The organism is Diaphorobacter limosus, from assembly GCF_033100095.1.
In the GTDB taxonomy this organism is placed as follows: Bacteria; Pseudomonadota; Gammaproteobacteria; order Burkholderiales; family Burkholderiaceae_C; genus Alicycliphilus; species Alicycliphilus limosus.
Map to the genome: position 1 here is coordinate 1,820,041 of NZ_CP136921.1, position 16,297 is coordinate 1,836,337.

At 65.7% G+C, this 16,297-nt stretch carries 18 protein-coding genes; 5 read left to right on the plus strand and 13 right to left on the minus strand.

The features are described 5' to 3' along the window. Positions 1-38 precede the first annotated feature (38 nt). The 7 genes from P4826_RS08790 to P4826_RS08820 all read right to left on the minus strand — a co-directional run bounded on the left by P4826_RS08790 (position 39) and on the right by P4826_RS08820 (position 6,174). Complete coding sequence (locus tag P4826_RS08790) at positions 39-923, minus strand: cytochrome c oxidase subunit 3 (protein WP_317703461.1); 885 nt, start codon at positions 921-923, stop codon at positions 39-41. A gap of 53 nt (positions 924-976) precedes the next feature. Then, positions 977-1,192: a DUF2970 domain-containing protein gene (locus P4826_RS08795; protein WP_317703462.1), complete on the minus strand. Its 216-nt coding sequence runs from the start codon at positions 1,190-1,192 to the stop codon at positions 977-979. Continuing rightward, positions 1,189-1,809, minus strand: a complete 621-nt coding sequence (locus P4826_RS08800; RefSeq protein WP_317703463.1) for a cytochrome c oxidase assembly protein — start codon at positions 1,807-1,809, stop codon at positions 1,189-1,191. The genes P4826_RS08795 and P4826_RS08800 overlap by 4 nt, the downstream gene beginning before the upstream one ends. A gap of 14 nt (positions 1,810-1,823) precedes the next feature. After that, positions 1,824-1,940 (minus strand): cytochrome oxidase small assembly protein, encoded by a 117-nt coding sequence (locus P4826_RS08805; protein WP_317703464.1) that lies wholly within the window; start codon positions 1,938-1,940, stop codon positions 1,824-1,826. A 27-nt stretch (positions 1,941-1,967) separates the two neighbouring features. Continuing rightward, a complete protein-coding gene (ctaD, locus tag P4826_RS08810; RefSeq protein ID WP_317703465.1) occupies positions 1,968-3,593 on the minus strand; it encodes a cytochrome c oxidase subunit I in 1,626 nt (541 codons plus the stop codon). A gap of 37 nt (positions 3,594-3,630) precedes the next feature. Further along, positions 3,631-4,794 (minus strand): cytochrome c oxidase subunit II, encoded by a 1,164-nt coding sequence (gene coxB / locus P4826_RS08815; RefSeq protein WP_317703466.1) that lies wholly within the window; start codon positions 4,792-4,794, stop codon positions 3,631-3,633. 471 nt (positions 4,795-5,265) lie between these two features. Then, complete coding sequence (locus tag P4826_RS08820; protein ID WP_317703467.1) at positions 5,266-6,174, minus strand: class I SAM-dependent methyltransferase; 909 nt, start codon at positions 6,172-6,174, stop codon at positions 5,266-5,268. A gap of 35 nt (positions 6,175-6,209) precedes the next feature. On the opposite strand from P4826_RS08820, the gene P4826_RS08825 reads away from it, so the two are divergent. Then, entirely contained in the window at positions 6,210-6,938 is a 729-nt protein-coding gene (locus P4826_RS08825; RefSeq protein ID WP_317703468.1) for a ComF family protein, read from the plus strand. A 46-nt stretch (positions 6,939-6,984) separates the two neighbouring features. Continuing rightward, the gene (locus P4826_RS08830; RefSeq protein WP_317703469.1) at positions 6,985-7,458 is read left to right on the plus strand and encodes a tRNA (cytidine(34)-2'-O)-methyltransferase; all 474 of its coding nucleotides are present in this window, start codon (positions 6,985-6,987) and stop codon (positions 7,456-7,458) included. Between the two features lie 4 nt (positions 7,459-7,462). On the opposite strand, the gene P4826_RS08835 is transcribed toward P4826_RS08830, so the two are convergent. Both P4826_RS08835 and P4826_RS08840 read right to left on the minus strand, forming a co-directional pair. Then, complete coding sequence (locus P4826_RS08835; RefSeq protein ID WP_317703470.1) at positions 7,463-8,083, minus strand: ParA family protein; 621 nt, start codon at positions 8,081-8,083, stop codon at positions 7,463-7,465. An 80-nt stretch (positions 8,084-8,163) separates the two neighbouring features. Further along, the gene (locus P4826_RS08840) at positions 8,164-8,802 is read right to left on the minus strand and encodes a LysE family transporter (RefSeq protein ID WP_317703471.1); all 639 of its coding nucleotides are present in this window, start codon (positions 8,800-8,802) and stop codon (positions 8,164-8,166) included. A gap of 171 nt (positions 8,803-8,973) precedes the next feature. Between P4826_RS08840 and P4826_RS08845 the strand changes: the two genes are divergently transcribed. Then, positions 8,974-9,666: a hypothetical protein gene (locus tag P4826_RS08845; protein ID WP_317703472.1), complete on the plus strand. Its 693-nt coding sequence runs from the start codon at positions 8,974-8,976 to the stop codon at positions 9,664-9,666. Between the two features lie 117 nt (positions 9,667-9,783). After that, positions 9,784-11,652: a glutathione-regulated potassium-efflux system protein KefC gene (gene kefC, locus P4826_RS08850; protein ID WP_317703473.1), complete on the plus strand. Its 1,869-nt coding sequence runs from the start codon at positions 9,784-9,786 to the stop codon at positions 11,650-11,652. A gap of 62 nt (positions 11,653-11,714) precedes the next feature. Here kefC and P4826_RS08855 read toward each other — a convergent pair whose 3' ends face one another. The 4 genes from P4826_RS08855 to P4826_RS08870 all read right to left on the minus strand — a co-directional run bounded on the left by P4826_RS08855 (position 11,715) and on the right by P4826_RS08870 (position 15,376). Beyond that, positions 11,715-12,695, minus strand: coding sequence for a Bug family tripartite tricarboxylate transporter substrate binding protein (locus P4826_RS08855; protein WP_317703474.1), 981 nt, complete (start codon positions 12,693-12,695; stop codon positions 11,715-11,717). Between the two features lie 34 nt (positions 12,696-12,729). Further along, on the minus strand, positions 12,730-13,932 hold the full coding sequence (pcaF, locus tag P4826_RS08860) for a 3-oxoadipyl-CoA thiolase (RefSeq protein WP_317703475.1): 1,203 nt from the start codon (positions 13,930-13,932) through the stop codon (positions 12,730-12,732). Between the two features lie 76 nt (positions 13,933-14,008). Then, positions 14,009-14,653 carry a 3-oxoacid CoA-transferase subunit B gene (locus P4826_RS08865; RefSeq protein ID WP_317703476.1) on the minus strand — a complete coding sequence of 215 codons (645 nt, stop codon included), beginning with the start codon at positions 14,651-14,653 and terminating at the stop codon, positions 14,009-14,011. Between the two features lie 27 nt (positions 14,654-14,680). Continuing rightward, on the minus strand, positions 14,681-15,376 hold the full coding sequence (locus tag P4826_RS08870; protein ID WP_317703477.1) for a 3-oxoacid CoA-transferase subunit A: 696 nt from the start codon (positions 15,374-15,376) through the stop codon (positions 14,681-14,683). Positions 15,377-15,478: 102 nt separating this feature from the next. On the opposite strand from P4826_RS08870, the gene P4826_RS08875 reads away from it, so the two are divergent. Next, complete coding sequence (locus P4826_RS08875) at positions 15,479-16,282, plus strand: IclR family transcriptional regulator domain-containing protein (RefSeq protein WP_317703478.1); 804 nt, start codon at positions 15,479-15,481, stop codon at positions 16,280-16,282. The last annotated feature ends 15 nt before the right edge of the window (positions 16,283-16,297 follow it).

The following is a 16,297-nucleotide window of genomic DNA, read 5'->3' on the forward strand; positions in this document are numbered from 1 at the left end:
AGCGCCCTGAGGCGCTTTTTTTGCGGCGCTTGCATGGCTCACATCCAGTACACCAATATGTACAGCCCGAGCCAGACCACGTCCACGAAATGCCAGTACCAGGCGGCACCCTCGAAACCGAAATGCCGCTCGGCCGTGAAATGTCCGTTTTGCAGGCGCAGCGTGATGAAGAACAGCATCAACATGCCCACGAACACGTGAAAGCCATGAAAGCCGGTGAGCATGAAAAAGGTGGAGCCGTAAATGCCCGAGCTGAGCTTGAGGTTGAGGTCGGTATAGAGGTGGAAGTACTCATACGCCTGCACACACAGGAAGGTAAATCCCAGCAGCACGGTGATCCACATGAAGCCTATGGCCTTGCTGCGCTGATCCTCGCGCAAGGCGTGGTGGGCGATGGTCAGTGTCACGCCAGAGCTCAGCAGCAGGGCCGTATTGATGGTCGGCAGCCAGAACGGCCCCACGGTCTGGAAAGGATCCACCACGTTGGCCGGCGAGGCCGTGGCGCCGGCCACCACGCTGGGCCAGGCGGCCTTGAAGTCCGGCCACAGCAGGGCATTCTCCAGGCTGCCCAGTGCCGGGACCGAGTGCGCACGCGCCCACCAAAGCGCCGTGAAGAAGGCGCCGAAGAACATCACCTCGGAGAAGATGAACCAGCTCATGCTCCAGCGAAAGGACACATCGACCTTGCGCCCGTACAGGCCGGACTCGCTTTCGTGCGCCGCCTCGCGAAACCACCGGAACAACACGACCAGCCACCAGAGCAGCCCCGCCGCGAACGAATACTTGCCCCAGTCGTGGCCGTTGATCCACATGGCGGCGCCCAGGATGACGAAGAACAGCCCCACCGCGACCAGCACCGGATGGCTGGACTGCGCGGGAACAAAATAGTACGGCGGCTTGGCGCCCTGGATCGATGCACTCATGTCAGCTCCTCTGTCTCCGGTTTATCCAACTTCTGTCGTTGCGGATGGCGCGGTCAAACCAGCCAATTGACCAATGCCATGAGCAGCAGCACCAGCAGAACCAGGGCCAGCAGCCCCATGCCCAATACCTGCAGTGGCCGCAGCGATTCCTGATCCTGGCGATGCCGATCGGCATTGCGCACCCCGAACAAGGCCCAGGCAATGGTGCGCATGGTGCGCCACAGAGATGCGCTGGGGCGCGCCGGCGGACGATCTCCTGCTTCCGTCATGACGCCCCAGCCCCTGGTGTCTGCACTGCCCCGGCCGTCGATTGCGGCGCCGACGGAATCTTGCCGCCCACTTCAAAGAAGGTGTAGGACAGCGTGATCGTCGTCACATCCTTGGGCAGGCGCGGGTCGATCACAAACACCACCGGCCATTCCTTCTTCTCGCCGGGGTCGAGCGTGTACTGGCTGAAGCAAAAGCATTCGAGCTTATTGAAATGCGGCGCGGCCTGGCGTGGCGCGTAGCTGGGAATGGCCTGAGCCGACATGCGCCTGTCCTGCACGTTCTCGAACTCGTAGAGCACGGTCGCCATCTCGCCGGGGTGCACCTGCATGCTGCGCTTGGCCGGCTTGAACTGCCAGGGGCCGCGGGCATTGGCATCGAACTCGACGGTGATGGTGCGGGTGGTGTCCACCTGAGTGTTCTTCACCAGCGCACGTGCCTCGTCCGCGGCGACACCATTGCCGGGGACCTGGCGCTCGGTGAGCGAGAGGATGTTCACGCCCGTGGCCTCGCAGATCGCCTTGTAGGCGGGAATCAGCAGATAGCCAAAGGCGAACATGCCCAGGGTCACGACCAGCAGCTTGCCGAGCATCCTGAGGTTGTCGCTGCGCCGTGCCATGCCTGCCTCCGCCGTCAATGGCCCAGCACGAAATACCGCTGGACAATGAAGCCGACAAACAATGCCAGCGCCACCGCAGCCAGCATCAGCCCGAGCCGGGCATTGCGCTTGCGTTGCTCTTGTGACGTCATCTCGCTACTGCTCCTGTCGGCCCGCGCTCAGCCAATCACCCGGGTCGCCGTGGCGTCCAGCTTGGGCGGCTCCTCAAAGGTATGGAACGGCGCCGGCGAAGGCACTTCCCACTCCAGGCCCTCGGCGCCCTCCCAGGGCCGCTGCGGCGCCTTGTCGCCCTTGCCGCGCAGCATGGGCAGCACCACGGCGAAGAAAAAATACACCTGTGCGGCACCGAAGAAGAAGCCGCCGATGGAGGCAATCATGTTGAAGTCGGCAAACTGCATCGGGTAGTCGGCATAGCGTCGCGGCATGCCTGCCAGCCCCAGAAAGTGCATGGGAAAGAAGGTGACGTTGAAAGAGATCATCGACCACCAGAAATGGATCTTGCCGCGCGTCTCGTTGTACATCACGCCGCACCATTTGGGCGACCAGTAGTAGTACGCGCCATAGATGGCGAACAGCGAACCGGCCACCAGCACATAGTGGAAATGGGCAATGATGTAGTAGGTGTCCTGGATCTGCGTGTCCACCGGCACCACGGCCGGAATCACGCCGGTGAAGCCCCCGATGGTGAACACGAAGATGAAGCCCACGGCCCACAGCATGGGCGTTTCAAACGTCATCGAGCCACGCCACATGGTCGCCGTCCAGTTGAACACCTTCACGCCCGTGGGGATGGCGATCAGCATGGTGCCGTACATGAAAAACAGCTGTCCGGTGACCGGCATGCCGGTGGTGAACATGTGGTGCGCCCAGACGATCATCGACAGCGTGGCGATGGCGGCAATGGCGTACACCATGGAGGTGTAGCCAAACAACTTCTTGCGCGCGAAGGTGGGCACGATCTGGCTGATCATGCCGAAGGCCGGCAGGATCATGATGTAGACCTCGGGGTGGCCAAAGAACCAGAAGATATGCTGGTACATCACCGGGTCGCCGCCGCCGGCCGGGTTGAAGAAACTGGTGCCGAAGTGGCGGTCGGTTAGCGTCATGGTGATGGCGCCGGCAAACACCGGCATCACGGCGATCAGCAGGTAGGCGGTGATCAGCCAGGCCCAGCAGAAGATGGGCATCTTCATCAGCGTCATGCCCGGCGCGCGCATGTTCAGGATGGTGACGATGATGTTGATGGCACCCATGATGGACGAGGCGCCCATGATGTGCAGCGCAAAAATGGCCGCGTCCAGCGACATGGGCATTTGCGCCGACAGTGGCGCATACAGCGTCCAGCCGCCGGCGGGTGCGCCACCGGCCATGAAGAACGATGCCGCCAGCATGATGCCCGCTGGTACCAGCAGCCAGAAGCTGAGGTTGTTCATGCGCGCAAACGCCATGTCCGAGGCGCCGATCTGCAGCGGGATCATCCAGTTCGCAAAGCCCACGAAGGCCGGCATGATGGCGCCGAACACCATGATCAGACCGTGCATGGTGGTGAACTGGTTGAACATCTCCGGGTTCACGATCTGCAGGCCGGGCTGGAACAGCTCGGCGCGGATCAGCATCGCCAGCACGCCGCCGATCATCAGCATGGTGAACGAGAACAGCAGATACAGCGTGCCTATGTCCTTGTGGTTGGTGGCGTACACCCAGCGCCGCCAGCCCGTGGGCTGGTGGTGATGGTGGTCGTCATGGCCGGCGGCATGCCCATGGTTGTCCAAAACTGCGCTCATGGTCGAATCCTCAATACGTTGCGTTGGGCCTTGGGTTTCACTTGGCGCGCAGGGCCACGATCTCGGCGGGCTGCACCAGCTGGCCGGTCTTGTTCGACCAGGCGTTCTTGGTATAGGTGACCACGGCCGCCAGGTCGGTATCGCTCAAGGCGGCCCAGGAGGGCATGGCACCATTGCCGGCGCCCTTGAGCACAACCTGAATCTGCGGCGCATGGTTGGCGTTCTTGACGATGGCCGAGCCATCGAGCGCCTTGATGGGCCCGGCCCCCTTGCCGTTGGCCTGGTGGCAGGCCGCGCAGTTGGCGGCATAGACCTTGGCGCCCCGCGCCTGCAGATCTGCCAGCGCCCAGACCTTGTTCGGATCATCGCGCCTGGCGGCGGCCTTGTTTTGCTGATCCGCCACCCAGGCCGTGTACTCCACCTGCGGCAGCACCTTCACGTGGATCGGCATGTAGGCGTGCTCCTTGCCGCACAGCTCCACGCACTGGCCGTAATAGTCGCCCACCTGCTCGGCGCGAAACCAGGTGTCGCGCACAAAACCGGGGATGGCATCCTGCTTGACCCCAAAGGAGGGCACCATCCACGAATGGATCACGTCGTTGGCGGTGGTGATGATGCGCACCTTCTTGTTCACCGGGACCACCAGCGGGTTGTCCACCTTGAGCAGATAGTTGTCGCCCTGGGGTGTGCCGGCGCTGGACAGGGCGCGCTGCGATGAATCCAGGGTGGAGAGAAAGCCTATGCCCTCGCCCTCGCCAGTCAGGTAGTCGTAACCCCATTTCCATTGGTAGCCGGTGACCTTGATCGTCAGCTCGGCGTTGGTCGTGTCCTTCTGCGCCACGATGACCTTGGTGGCGGGCGCGGCCATGGCGATCACGATCAGGAAGGGAATCACCGTCCAGGTGATTTCGACAGCGGTGGATTCATGGAAATTCGCCGCCTTGGCACCACGTGATTTGCGGTGGTGCCAGATCGAATAGAACATGACGCCGAAGACGCCGATGAAGATGACCGTGCAGATGATCATCAGCATCCAGTGCAGCTCATGCTGCGCCTCGGCGATCTTTGTCACGGGTGGGTGCAGGTTCAGCTGGTTTACCGCCGGGCCGCCGGGCAGGTCTTGCACGGCATGGGCCAGCGTGCCCCAGGAGGCGAGCGCTACCAGCAACGGGGAGGCCAGCTTGTTGGAAATGCTTGTCATGGTTCTCTCTTGTCTTTCTAGCTCCGGTTGACCAATCCCCTGCGGCGTGCACTGTTGCCAGACGCTGCGCAAAGCCTTGCGACCACCTGCCACCCCTGCCGCATGGAACCTGCATTCGCCAGCGACGGGGCAGTGCACGACTGCCGCATTTTTTCAATCAGTCCAGACCACTTTCCAGGCAGCCTGTTGTCTCCACGATCCAGTGCACGGACTCTCTCGTTCGCTTTCAGCATGCCCAGCCAGCAAAGCACCCGCAATACGCGTTAGCCCCAGGGAAGCAGCGTGAAGAAGTGACGCACAAGAAAGGTTCTGACAACGCATGGCGCCCTCAGAACTTCAAAAGATGCGACAAGATGCGCCTGGCAACACCCAGGCTTCACCACGTCAGGAGAGTTCCGACTCTGCAATCACAATTCATTCTAGCGCGCATTGATGGAGGTCATTGACGGCGCAAACAGCGCCGCAGAGCACTCAGCGCGTGGCTGAACGGCCCGCGTGCAGCATGGCGCGCATGTCCTGCAACGACACGGCGCTGCTGCCCTCCAAGCGCACACGGGGCGCGGGTTTGAAGGCGTGGCCGTAGATGATCTCAAAGGTCAGGGCCAGCTGCCCGTCCGCGCCTGCGTCGGCCAGGCGCTGCGCCAGGGCCTGCTCCAGCCGCGCACGCCAGTTGCGCCCACGCAACGCCGCAAAGCGCTGCGGGTGCAGGTTGCGCCCCAGGCCGCGCAGCTCCTGCAGCAGGCGCTGGGGCGTGGCAAAGGTCAAGGTGATGCGCTCCATGTCCATGATGGGCTCGGCAAAGCCGGCATGCACCAGCATGTCGCCCCAGTCGTGCATGTCGGTCAGCGCATGGCCGGGCGCGGGCCAGTCCAGCTCGGCATACAGGGCGCGCAGCTCGCGCAGCGTGTCCGGCCCCAGGCAGGAGAACATCAGGTAGCCGTCCACCGCCAGCGCCCGGTGCCATTGCGTCACCAGGGCCTGCGGATCCGCGGTCATGTGCAGCGCCATGTTGGACCACAACATCTGCACGCTGGCGGCTTCGGGCTGGCCAAAGCGCGGCGCGTTGGCGATCCAGCGCGCCGGGCTCCACCAGCGCCTGGCAAGGCGTTCGCGCGCCAGCGCCTCACCCTGGGGCGAAGAGGTTTCGTGGATCTGGCACGCGGCCTGTGCAAAGCGCTCGCTCACCAGCGCATGGCCCTGCATGCCACCGCGCAACGGATCCCAGTCGCACCAGGCGGTGGGCGCATTCACCATCCACTGCAGCCTGTCCTGCATGCGCCGCGCCACCTCCTCGTGCAGCCATGGCGATTCGTCAGAGACCATGGCATGCCAGCGCGCGGCGGCAACCGGGTCTATGGTGGGCGGACGTTGTTCTGACATGGCGGGACGCAAATGGCGGCGAGTATATTGAGCCTATGCTTGACACGCGCCCCGCAGGGATATGGCGCCGGGGCCTGGCGACCCTGGCGGCCCTCGGCGCCCGGCTGCCCAGCCAATGCGCCGTCTGCCATGCCTGGCCGGCGCAACGCCTGTGCGCGGCCTGCTGCGCGCGCTTTGCGCCGCGGCTGGCGCGCTGCGCCACCTGCGCCTGCGTGGTGCATGGCGGCGTGGCGCAATGCGGGCAGTGCCTGCTGCACCCGCCGCCGCTGGACGCCTGCCTGGCCGCCGTGGACTACGGCTACCCGTGGTCACAGTTGCTGGCGCAATTCAAATTCCAGGACGATCCGGGCTGGGCCACGGCACTCGCCGCGCTGATTCGCCAGACGCCGGGTGCGCAAGAGCTGCTGGAGCAGGCCGATTGGGTGCTGCCCGTGCCGCTGGCGCCCGGGCGGCTGCGTCATCGCGGCTACAACCAGGCGCTGCTGCTGGCACGCCGGCTGGCCGGCGCGCATGTGCGGCCCGACCTGCTGCTGCGCACGCGCGAGGCCGAGGCACAAGCGCAGCTCACGCGCGCGCAGCGCCTGCGCAACCTGCGCGGTGCCTTTGTGCTCGAGCCGCTGCGCGCGCAGCAGCTGGCCGGTCGCCGCGTGCTGCTGGTGGACGACGTGATGACCACCGGAGCCACGCTGCACGCCGCCGCCGCGCCCCTGCGCGAGGCTGGCGTGGCGCATGTCGGCGCCCTGGTGCTGGCGCGCACGCCGTGACCACCGCAGCGCCCGCGCGACAGCGGCTGGCGGTGACAATAGCGCCATGTTTCACATCGTCCTCGTCGAGCCCGAAATCCCGCCCAACACGGGCAACGTGATCCGCCTGGCGGCCAATACCGGCTGCACGCTGCACCTGGTGGAGCCGCTGGGGTTTTCGATGGAAGATCGGCTCATGCGCCGCGCCGGCCTGGACTATCACGAATACGCCAAGCTGCGCCTGCACAAGGGCTGGACGGCGCTGCTGCGCGAGATGCAGCCCGACCCGGCGCGCATGTTCGCCCTGACCACCCATGGCACGCGCCTGGTGCACGACACGGGCTTTCTGCCCGGCGACTGGTTCTTGTTTGGCGCCGAATCGCGCGGCCTGCCGCCCGAGTTGCGCGAGAGCTTTGCGCCCGCGCAACGCCTGCGCCTGCCCATGCTGGCCGGGCAGCGCAGCCTGAATCTGTCCAACGCAGTGGCGGTGACGGTGTTCGAGGCCTGGCGGCAGAACAGCTTTCTAGCGCCGCAGGCTTAAGAAATCAAACAGCGTCCAGCCAGTCGCAAATGCCCTGCCACTGCTCGACATCGCGCGCCACGCGCGTGCCGGCCACGTCGAACACCGACTGCCCCTGGGCCGCCAGCTGCACATAGTTTTGCGTGTTACGCAGATAGCCCAGCACCGGCAGGCCCAGGCTGTCCACAAAGTTGCGCAGCTTTTCGGCGACGATGGTGCGCGGATCGACGCGCATGCCGACGATGGCCACGCGCTCCAGCCCGCCGGGGCGCTGGGCCGCCAGCTCGTCCAGGTACTGGCCGGTGGCGTAGATGTCGAACAGGCTGGGCTGCAGCGGCACGATAATGCGGTCGGCCAGCTTCAGCGCGTCCTTCAGGCGCCAGCCGCCCAGGCCGGCCGGCGTGTCCAACACGGCATGGGTGGCCTGCTTCGGCGGAGCGCTGATCCAGTCGGCATCCACCTCCCAGGCCCCAATGGGCCGAGCCGTGGCCGGGCGCTGCTGCAGCCACAGGCGCGCGGACTGCTGGCGATCGGCATCGCCCAGCACCACCGTATGGCCGCGGCTGGCAAAGTAACCCGCGATGTTGGTGGACAGCGTGGACTTGCCCACGCCTCCCTTGGGACTGGCTACAGCAATGACTGGCATCTGAAATCCCTCTCTGGTTTGAATAAAACAAGCCTCTAGCGCCCATCCATAAAACGCATATAGCTATTAATTTAGAAGCATTACTGGTGCTGCGTACCACGCTTGACGAAGAACAGCCCGGCGCCCACCAGCATCAACAGGCCGCCAAACACGCGGTTTTGCGCACGCATGGCGCTGGCGTTCTGCATCCAGCGGCGCAGCACGCTGGCGCTGGCGGCATAGCCGTTCATCACGATCAGATCCACCGACACCAGGGTCAGGGCCATCACTAGCAGCTGGCTCCAGAGCGGGCGCGCTTCACTCATGAACTGCGGCAGCACCGCCACCATGAACAAAATGCCCTTGGGGTTGGTGGCATTGGTCAGCGCACCGGTCAGCACACGCCGGCGCCAGCTGGCCGGCGCGGCCAGCAGGTCGCCGCCCAGCGTACCGGCCGAGCCCGCGCGCCACTGGCTGAAACCCAGGTAGATGAGGTAGCAGGCGCCCAGCACCTTGACCACGGTGAAGGCCAGCTCGGAGGCAATCAACAGCGAACCCACCCCGGCGCCCGCGACGATGAGGATGAACAGCAGGCCCAGCTCCAGCCCCAGGATGGTGGCGCCCGTCTTGCGCACGCCGTAAGACAGACCATGGCTCATGGACAGCACGGCACCCGAGCCCGGCGAAATGGCGATCACCCACGACGCCGCAAAAAAAGCCATCCAGGTGTGCCAGTCCATATCACGTCGTGCTGGGAAAAGTGTTGCAAGGGAGAACGCATTTTATCGGCCGCGCAGCTGCTGGCCGCGGGCTTGGCCTTGATGCTGCATGATGGTGCCCGGTCGCCGTTGACCACCGATACGCGGCGCGCCCGAGACGCCGTTGCCCCCCTCTCATTCGCGAGGTATCCCATGAACCGCCGAATCATTGTGCTCTCGCTGCTGCTGTCACCCCTGGCTCATGCCCAGCCGGAACGCCTGGTTCCCTCAAGCCCGGTGGATAGCGTAGTGCTGTACGTCATTCCCACCGATGGAATTCCGGAGCAGGTTGCGGCCACCGTCGCCCGGGCATTGACGGAGGACACCGGCATGTGGGTCAAGTCCGCGCTCCAGGTGCCTTCGGGTGTGACCGAGCCATTCGCTGGCACGAACCAGTACCCCGCCGAAGACTACCTGCCACTTGGCGCCACCTTCGCGAAGCGGCTGCCAGACGCGGGGCCAAGAACGTATTTCATCGTGCTCACGGACAAGGACATCAACTCACGCTCCCGCAACTTCCGGTTCCAGTACTCGATGCACAGTCCCATGGCGCGCACCTCGGTGCTGTCCGTCGCCAGGCTGCTCTTCACCAGGGACGGCAATCCGGCCTCGGGGGATGTCATCAGGCTGCGCATACAGAAAATGCTGATGCGCATCGTTGGCGAAATGAAGTTTGGCTGGCAGCGGACGACGGATCCCGCCGACCTCATGTACTCACCGATCATGTCCATCGACGACATCGACCGTATGAGCCTCACCCACACGGCACAAACGCGTGGCATCCCCCGCTATGATTTCCAACCTTCCGCAACCGAGCCCCCTCGGCCCCTGCCAAACCACATCTGAAGCATAGAGGCCAACAGCCGCCACTTGCCACTCTGGCCGAGCGCCAGCCTGCGCAATCAAGGGCACCCCGGACTGTCAGAATTCCGCCCTTGGCTTTCAGTTTTCGCTTCCCCCACCATGGCCCAAGCCCCCGTCTGGCTCACCTACGGATTCACCTACCTGGCCGCGGCCGTGATTGCCGTGCCCATCGCCCGCGCGCTCGGCCTGGGCGCCATCATCGGCTACCTGGCGGCGGGCATTGCCATAGGGCCCTGGGGCCTGGCCCTGGTGAGCAATGTGCAGGACATACTGCACTTTGCCGAGTTTGGTGTGGTGCTGATGTTGTTTCTGGTCGGCCTGGAGCTGCAGCCCAGCCGGCTGTGGAGCCTGCGCCGGCCCATCCTCGGCCTGGGCATGGCGCAGATGGCCGGCTGCGCGCTACTGCTGTGGGGCTGCGCCTGGGCCCTGGGCCTGCCCTGGCGCGTGGCACTGGTGGGGGCGCTGGGGCTGGCGCTGTCATCTACGGCGATCGCGCTGCAGGTGCTGAACGAGCGCAACCTGCTGCGCACCGACAGCGGGCAGAAGGCGTTCTCCATCCTGCTGTTCCAGGACGTGGCGGCGATCCCCATCCTGGCCCTGCTGCCGCTATTGGGCGTGGCGGCGCGGGCCGAGGCGCTGCAGCCGCATGCGCCGCTGGACCTGCTGCCCGAGGCGCTGAAGATCATCGCCGTGGTGGCCGCCATCGTGTTTGGCGGGCGCTGGGTGCTGCGGCCGCTCTTGCGCTGGATTGCAAAAAGCAAGACGCCCGAGATCTTCACCGCCGCCTCGCTGTTCCTGGTGGTGGGCATTGCCATGCTGATGCTGACCGTGGGCCTGTCGATGGCGCTGGGCGCCTTTCTGGCCGGCGTGCTGCTGGCCGACAGCGAGTACCGGCGCGAGCTGGAGACCGACATCGAGCCCTTCAAGGGCCTGCTGCTGGGCCTGTTCTTCATTGCCGTGGGCATGAGCATCGACTTTGGCGTGATCGCGCACCACCCCTTCGCCATGCTGGGCCTGCTGCTGGGCTTTCTGGCCATCAAGGCGGCGGTGATCTGGCTGCTGGCACGCGTGACCGCCATGGCCTACCAGGAGCGCCCGCTGTTCACGCTGCTGCTGGCCCAGGGCGGCGAGTTCGCCTTCGTGGTGTTCCAGTCCGGCGCCACGTTCGGCGCCATTGCGCCGGACCACGCCTCGCTGCTGATAGGCGCGGTGGCGCTGTCCATGCTGATGGGCCCGTTGCTGCTGGTGTGGCTTGACCGCGTGCTGCTGCAGCGCCACGCCACGCTCCAAAGCGCGCCGCAGGCCCAGGAGATTTCCGAGCCGCAGAGCGCGCCGGTGATCATTGCGGGCTTCGGGCGCTACGGCCAGATCGTGGCGCGCATGATGCTGGCCCAGGGCGTGCCGGCCACGGTGCTGGACCACAGCGTGGAGATGCTGGAGGTGGCCCACACCTTTGGCTACCGCGTGTTCTACGGCGACGCGACGCGCGTGAACCTGCTGCGCATGGCGGGTGCGCAGCAGGCCCGCATCCTGGTGGTGGCGGTGGATGCGCCGGAGCAGTCCCTCAAGATCGTGCAGCTGGCGAAAAAGCATTTCCCGCACCTGCACATCGTGGCCCGCGCGCGCGACGTGACGCATTGGCACGCGCTGCGCGACCTGGGCGTGCAGCATGTGGAGCGCGAGCTGTTCGAGTCCAGCCTGCGCACGGCGCGCACGGTGCTGGAGCTCACCGGCCTGTCGCAGGCCGACGCCGACGCCCTGGCCGAGCGCTTTCGCGCCCACAACATCGCCCTGTCCGAGCGCATGTACGAGCACCACAACGACCGCGAGGCCATGATCGCCGTCGCCAGGCAGGGGCGCCAGCAGCTGGTGGAGCAGCTGGCCAAGGAGCGCCAGGAGCGCATGGCCGCGGCCGAGGCCGGCAGCGGGCTGACGCCGGACAAGCCGCAGCCCGGCAAATCTTCATAAGAAAAACGGCTGTAGCGCCCATTAAACGTGCGCTATAAGCTCTTATATTTATAGTGACATGATCAATCGACCGTGGCACCCGAATCCTTCACCACCTTGCCCCATTTGGCCGTCTCGGCCTTGATGAAGGCGGCAAACTGCTCGGGCGTCTCGGCCACCACGTCGCCGCCCTGCTCGGCGATCTTCTTCTTCACGTCGGGCTGGTTCAGCACCTTGACCAGGGCGGCATTGAGCCTGTCCAGCACGGGCTTCGGAGTTGCCGCGGGGGCGAACAGGCCGAACCAGGACATGGCCTCGTAGCCGGGCACGCCGGCCTCGGCGATGGTGGGTATGTCAGGCAGCTCGGGCGAGCGCTTGGCCGTGGTCACGGCGATGGGGCGCAGCTTGCCCGAGCGCACATGCTGGATGGCTGACGGCATGTTGTCGAACATGATGGCGATCTGCCCACCCAGCAGGTCGGTCATGGCCGGGGCGCTGCCCTTGTAGGGCACATGCAGCAGGTCGGTGCCGGTCATGCTCTTGAACAGCTCGCCCGACACATGGGGCGAGGCTCCGCTGCCCGGCGAGCCGTAGGTCACCTTGCCCGGGTTGGCCTTGGCGTAGGCGATCAGCTCCTTGACGGTCTTGTAGGGCTGGCTGGGGTGGGCCACCAGCAGATTCGGCACCGTGGCCACGCGCGAGATGGGCGCGAAGTCCTTCACCGGGTCAAAGGGCATCTTCTTGTACAGCGCCTGGTTGATGGCGTGCGTGCCCACCGTGCCCATGAACAGCGTGTAGCCGTCCGCCGGCGCCTTGGCCGCCAGCGAGGCGCCGATGTTGCCACCGGCGCCGGCGCGGTTGTCCACCACGAAGGGCTGGCCCAGCTCGGTGCCAAGGCCCTGGCCGACGATCCGCGCCAGGATGTCGGTGGTGCCGCCGGGGGCGAACGGCACGACGATGGTCACCGGCTTGGCCGGGTAGTTCTGCGCCAGCGCGCCCAGGGGCAAGGCGGCGGCGGCCAGGCCGGCCAGCAGGCTGCGGCGGGTGATGCGTATCGGGGTCATCCTGTGTCCTTTTTCTGTCGGCAATGGTCGGGCGTCAAACGCGTTCAAGGATCACGGCGATGCCCTGGCCCACGCCTATGCACATGGTGCACAGCGCGTATTTGCCGCCCAGCGTGTGCAGCTGGCTCACGGCGGTGGTCGCCAGGCGCGCGCCCGATGCACCCAGCGGGTGGCCCAGGGCGATGGCGCCGCCCCACTGGTTGACGCGCCGGTCGTCGTCGGCAAGATCCAGGTCGCGCAGCACGGCCAGGCCCTGGGCTGCAAAAGCCTCGTTGAGCTCGATCACGTCCATCTGCGCCAGGCTCAATCCGGTGAGCTCGAGCACCTTGCGCACGGCCGGCGCCGGGCCAAAGCCCATGATGCGTGGCGCCACGCCGGCCACGGCCATGCCGACCACGCGGGCGCGCGGCGTCAGGCCGTAGGCCTTGGCGGCCTCTTCGTTGGCCAGCAGCAGGGCGCAGGCGCCGTCGTTCACGCCAGATGCGTTGCCGGCCGTCACCGTGCCGTCAGGCCGCACCACGCCCTTGAGCTTGGCCAGCGCCTCCATGGTGGTGGCACGCGGGTGCTCGTCCTGGCTGACGATGATGGGGTCGCCCTTTTTCTGCGGGATATGCACGGGCACGATCTCCTGCGCCAGGTGGCCGGCAGCAATCGCCGCGGCGGCCTTTTGCTGGCTGGCCAGGGCCATGCGGTCCTGGGCCTCGCGCTCAATCTGGAAGTCGTCGGCCACGTTCTCGGCCGTCTCGGGCATGGAATCGACGCCGTAGTGCTGCTTCATCAGCTTGTTGATGAAGCGCCAGCCAATCGTCGTGTCGTACACGGCGTTGCTGCGGCTGAAGGCGCTCTCGGCCTTGGGCATGACGAAGGGCGCGCGGCTCATGCTCTCCACGCCGCCGGCGATCATCAGCCGTGCCTCGCCCGCCTTGATGGCGCGCGCCGCCGTGCCCACGGCGTCCAGGCCCGAGCCGCACAGGCGGTTGATGGTGCCGCCAGGCACCGCGATCGGCAGGCCCGCCAGCAGGGCCGCCATGCGCGCCACGTTGCGGTTGTCCTCGCCGGCCTGGTTGGCGCAGCCGTAGAGCACGTCGTTCACCGCCTTCCAGTCCACGCCGGGGTTGCGCTCCATCAGCGCCTTGATGGGTATGGCCCCCAGGTCGTCGGTGCGCACGCCGGCAAGGGCGCCGCCGTAGCGGCCGAAGGGGGTGCGGATGGCGTCGCAGATAAAGGCTTGGGTCATGTTGTCTCCTGTGAGGTGATTTAAAAAAGAGAGCTGCTTGCGCTTATCCAGCAAGCGTTACAGCCATATTTAATGCTTATTGCCGTATCGGCAGGCCGACGATGCTTTCCAGCTCGGCATGCGTCAGGCCCGGCACGGTGTCGATCAGCCGCAGACCATCGGGTGTGCATTCCAGCGTGCATAAATCGGTGTAGATGCGCTTCACGCAGGCCAGGCCGGTGAGGGGGTAGCTGCACTCCTCAACCACCTTGCACTCGCCGGTCTTGGTGAGCAAATCCATCATCACCCAGGTAGCCTTGGCGCCCACGGCCAGGTCCATGGCGCCGCCTACGGCGGGGATGGCGCCCGGCTCGCCCGTGCTCCAGTTGGCCAGGTCGCCCGTGCTGCTCACCTGAAACGCGCCGAGCACGCAGATGTCCAGATGGCCGCCGCGCATCATGGCGAAGCTGTCGGCATGGTGAAAAAAGCTGCCACCGGGCAGCAGCGTGACGGGCTGCTTGCCGGCGTTGGTCAGGTCGTAGTCCTCCTGGCCCGCTGCCGGGGCCGGGCCCATGCCCAGGATGCCGTTCTCGGAATGCAGCACCACCTCGCGCCCGGCCGGCAGGTGGTTGGCCACCAGGGTGGGCTGGCCTATGCCCAGGTTCACATAGGCGCCGTCGAAAATGTCCTGGGCCACGCGCTGGGCCAGCTCGGTTTTGCTTCGTTTTTGATAGTTGCTCACGCTTGTATCTCCTGCGCTCTACTGGTCTTATTCCTTGATACCACCGGCCTTGGTGGCGACGCGAGGCACCTTGACCACCTGGCTGACGAAGATGCCGGGCGTGACCACGGCCTCGGGGTCCAGCTCACCCAGCTCCACGATCTCATGCACCGTGGCCACGGTGAATTGGGCGGCCATGGCGCACACCGGGCCGAAGTTGCGCGCCGACATGCGGTAGGTCAGGTTGCCCCAGCGGTCGCCCTTCTCCGCCTTGACCAGGGCCACGTCGCCGTAGATCGGGTACTCCAGCACATAGTGCTTGCCGTTGATCTCGCGCGTCTCCTTGCCCTTGGCCAGCTCGGTGCCATAGGCCGTGGGGCAGAAGAAGGCGCCTATGCCGGCGCCAGCGGCGCGCATGCGCTCGGCCAGGTTGCCCTGGGGCACGAGTTCCAGCTCGATCTTGCCGGCGCGGTAGAGCTCGTCAAACACCCAGCTGTCGGCCTGGCGCGGAAAGCTGCAGATGATCTTGCGCACCTGGCCACTCTTCAAAAGCGCCGCCAGTCCCGCATCGCCATTGCCGGCGTTGTTGTTGACCACCGTGAGCTCGCGCGCGCCGTGGGCGATCAGGCCGTCTATCAGCTCGATCGGGTTGCCCGAGGTGCCAAAGCCGCCTATGAGTACCGTAGCGCCGTCCTTGACGCCAGAGAGCGCCTGGGCAACCGAGTCCGCAATCTTGTTGATCATGTCTTGCCGTGGTGAAGAAAAAAGAAAGGCCGGCCCGAGTCCGACACAATATGTTCGAATATCGAACTTTTGTTCGTATAATGAATTCTAGGACAAATGGCCATGCTTGACACCCCCCTTTCCGTAAGTACTACCCACAAACCTGGCGACAGCTATGTGCAGTCGTTTGCGCGCGGCCTGGAGGTGATCCGCTCCTTCAACGCCAGCGCGCCGCAGCAGACGCTCAGCGAGGTGGCGGCGCGCACCGGCCTGACACGCGCCGGCGCCCGGCGCATCCTGCTGACTCTGCAAACCCTGGGCTATCTGGAGAGCGACGGGCGCCTGTTCCGCCTCACGCCGCGCATCCTGGATCTCGGGTTTGCCTACCTCAGCTCCACCCCCATCTGGGATCTGGCCGAACCCATGATGGAAGCGCTGACCGAGCGCGTGCACGAGTCCTGCTCGGCCGCCGTGCTCGACGGGCTGGACATCGTCTATGTGCTGCGCATACACACGCACAAGATCATGAGCACCAACCTGGCCGTGGGCTCGCGCCTGCCGGCCTTCTGGACGTCGATGGGCCGGGTGCTGCTGGCGGCCCTGCCCGAGGAAGACCTGCACGCACGCCTGGCCGCCCTGCCGCGCCAGGCCTTCACGCGCCACACGGCGCTGGACGACCAGGTGCTGCTGGCGCGCATCACCCAGGCGCGCCAGCAGGGCTGGTGCCTGGTCGACCAGGAGCTGGAGGAAGGCCTGATCTCCGTCGCCGCGCCGCTCAAGAACCGCGCCGGCCAGGTGGTGGCGGCCCTCAACATCAGCGGCCAGGCAAACCGCACCAGCACCGAGATGCTGCGCGAGCAGCTGCTGCCCGAGCTGCTGGCCACGGCGCAGGCCATCTCGCGCACCGTGGGCCTGCGCCGCGCATAGCGGGCCAGCGTGCTA

What these genes read in the sequence shown, in the direction of transcription:
- P4826_RS08790 (WP_317703461.1), bottom strand. Translation starts at nt 923, where the DNA reads ATGAGTGCATCGATCCAGGGCGCCAAGCCGCCGTACTATTTTGTTCCC.
- P4826_RS08795 (WP_317703462.1), bottom strand. Translation starts at nt 1,192, where the DNA reads ATGACGGAAGCAGGAGATCGTCCGCCGGCGCGCCCCAGCGCATCTCTG.
- P4826_RS08800 (WP_317703463.1), bottom strand. Translation starts at nt 1,809, where the DNA reads ATGGCACGGCGCAGCGACAACCTCAGGATGCTCGGCAAGCTGCTGGTC.
- P4826_RS08805 (WP_317703464.1), bottom strand. Translation starts at nt 1,940, where the DNA reads ATGACGTCACAAGAGCAACGCAAGCGCAATGCCCGGCTCGGGCTGATG.
- ctaD (WP_317703465.1), bottom strand. Translation starts at nt 3,593, where the DNA reads ATGAGCGCAGTTTTGGACAACCATGGGCATGCCGCCGGCCATGACGAC.
- coxB (WP_317703466.1), bottom strand. Translation starts at nt 4,794, where the DNA reads ATGACAAGCATTTCCAACAAGCTGGCCTCCCCGTTGCTGGTAGCGCTC.
- P4826_RS08820 (WP_317703467.1), bottom strand. Translation starts at nt 6,174, where the DNA reads ATGTCAGAACAACGTCCGCCCACCATAGACCCGGTTGCCGCCGCGCGC.
- P4826_RS08825 (WP_317703468.1), top strand. Translation starts at nt 6,210, where the DNA reads ATGCTTGACACGCGCCCCGCAGGGATATGGCGCCGGGGCCTGGCGACC.
- P4826_RS08830 (WP_317703469.1), top strand. Translation starts at nt 6,985, where the DNA reads ATGTTTCACATCGTCCTCGTCGAGCCCGAAATCCCGCCCAACACGGGC.
- P4826_RS08835 (WP_317703470.1), bottom strand. Translation starts at nt 8,083, where the DNA reads ATGCCAGTCATTGCTGTAGCCAGTCCCAAGGGAGGCGTGGGCAAGTCC.
- P4826_RS08840 (WP_317703471.1), bottom strand. Translation starts at nt 8,802, where the DNA reads ATGGACTGGCACACCTGGATGGCTTTTTTTGCGGCGTCGTGGGTGATC.
- P4826_RS08845 (WP_317703472.1), top strand. Translation starts at nt 8,974, where the DNA reads ATGAACCGCCGAATCATTGTGCTCTCGCTGCTGCTGTCACCCCTGGCT.
- kefC (WP_317703473.1), top strand. Translation starts at nt 9,784, where the DNA reads ATGGCCCAAGCCCCCGTCTGGCTCACCTACGGATTCACCTACCTGGCC.
- P4826_RS08855 (WP_317703474.1), bottom strand. Translation starts at nt 12,695, where the DNA reads ATGACCCCGATACGCATCACCCGCCGCAGCCTGCTGGCCGGCCTGGCC.
- pcaF (WP_317703475.1), bottom strand. Translation starts at nt 13,932, where the DNA reads ATGACCCAAGCCTTTATCTGCGACGCCATCCGCACCCCCTTCGGCCGC.
- P4826_RS08870 (WP_317703477.1), bottom strand. Translation starts at nt 15,376, where the DNA reads ATGATCAACAAGATTGCGGACTCGGTTGCCCAGGCGCTCTCTGGCGTC.
- P4826_RS08875 (WP_317703478.1), top strand. Translation starts at nt 15,479, where the DNA reads ATGCTTGACACCCCCCTTTCCGTAAGTACTACCCACAAACCTGGCGAC.